The following is a 1,696-nucleotide window of genomic DNA, read 5'->3' as shown; positions in this document are numbered from 1 at the left end:
CGGTTCTTCCTCAATCTGTGTGATTCAGCGGCAACATTCTTGCTCTCATCAGTTCTGGCCCAGCTCTGCCATACATTGCTCGCTTCAGAGTTTTGAGGCGGTTGATCTGCCCTTCGGCTTGGCCGTTGCTCCAGGGCAGTTCGATTGCGTTTTTGACGGCATCGATATCCCGGCGCAAAACGCTGGCGAAACGCATGATCGCGGTAAGTTCGGTGTCGATGGCATCGTCGATCCATTTATCCAGCGCATTTGGATTCCTGCTCCGCAGGAGTCCGTTGAAACGCATGGCCAATCCCCGCATCTTGCGGAATGGTTCTGAACCCTGTTTCAACGCATCGACCTTTCTTGCCTGGGGAACAGTTAGAAGACCGCGCGGCTTGATGCACAGTGCAGCGACGACATCTGAAGAAATGACATGGCCAGTGTCAGGGTCACGGACAGGTTCTAAAACCTTTACCTCGGGTGGTGACGCGTGTGGTCGAACGTTTTCAGCTTCGCGCCATACCTTGAGAAGGCGCTCCAGATTTGAACGACTGCCAGTGTAGCCCCGGTTCCTGAGGTCGTGGAGCAGATGGCGTCCAAGACGGTTTCCATCTTTCCAGCGTTCAGCCAGAAACGCTTCGAAATACAATGGCGATGTGGGGTTCAATGCCGCCCGCTTCCTATCCCGAGGTGCGTTTGAAGTTAGCCAGTTTGCGACGCTACGGCGCTCATAACCCGTCCGTCTCGCAATTTCGCTGTAGGTGAGGCCTTGCTGGCGCAAAGCGTGAAGCATCTCGAATATGTCCTGGCGGGATTGTCTATGTGCCAAACGGGCACGGCGATGTTGAGCAGCGGTGCTGGCAATGGCGTCTTCCGACAATATTGGCCTGACATTGGCATGGCCGCAAAGGCTCATCTGCTCCTTGATCACTGCCCGGAAATTTTGAACCAGATGAAAGCGATCTGCCACCTGTTTGGCCTGCGGCGCGCCTTCTCTGGCAGCCTGTGCATAAAGACCACAGCGATCACGGCTGACGATCTCAATAGAAGGGCGTTCTTGCAACCATGCTTTCGAGCTCTCGACGCTGCGGTCGTCCAGGACATCGACAACTGTCTGACGTTCGAGGTCGACCATGATCGTGCCGTATCGGGTGGAGCGCCGCCAGCTCCAGTCATCGATGCCAACAACTCGAATATTACGGTCTTGCGTGGATGACGGCGCATTTCGCTTCAATTGCCGTAAGATCGTGTCGTCGCTCGCCGGCATGCCCAGCCGGCGCATCAAGTGTTCACCCGGACGACCACCCATGCTGTGACCAACCAAACTCACGATCACCGCCATCCGAGCAGTTCGGCGCGAGTAGGGTGAAGCAATCTCAGGCAACTGGTCGGTGAATGTTCGCCGCCTGCAATTTCGGTGTCTACATTGCCACCGGTTCAGTGCGAGCTTAATTTTCACCACTTGGCCCTGAACCGGCAAGTCTTGAAGAGTGCGCTTGCGCCAACCATGCCGGTATCGGCTTCGTATCCCGCAATCGGGGCAGATTCCCACTGGTTTTGCTGACGCGGAGACAACCCAATTTCCATCGGGTTCGAGTGAAATACCCAGAACGTTGACCCCTGGACCGGGTGACCATTTTGATTTCGTGCGCATCACAGCAGATAGCAAGTGCGATGCTAAGGGTCTGTTAACCACACAAAGTGAGGAAGAACC

The 1,696-nt window shown here is 55.5% G+C and carries 1 protein-coding gene; it reads right to left on the bottom strand.

What is annotated here, in order from left to right:
• Positions 1-10: 10 nt before the first annotated feature.
• Positions 11-1,636 carry an ISL3 family transposase gene (locus EV665_RS32070; RefSeq protein ID WP_133037273.1) on the bottom strand — a complete coding sequence of 542 codons (1,626 nt, stop codon included), beginning with the start codon at positions 1,634-1,636 and terminating at the stop codon, positions 11-13.
• Positions 1,637-1,696 lie beyond the last annotated feature (60 nt).

The sequence above is a fragment of the Shinella granuli genome, from assembly GCF_004341885.1.
Taxonomy (GTDB): Bacteria; Pseudomonadota; Alphaproteobacteria; order Rhizobiales; family Rhizobiaceae; genus Shinella; species Shinella granuli.
Note: the sequence above shows the minus strand (reverse complement) of the source record. Positions and strands in the feature narration are given on the sequence as shown.

Excerpts from the sequence above, each read along its gene's own strand:
- EV665_RS32070 (WP_133037273.1), bottom strand. The coding sequence starts at position 1,636 with ATGCGCACGAAATCAAAATGGTCACCCGGTCCAGGGGTCAACGTTCTG.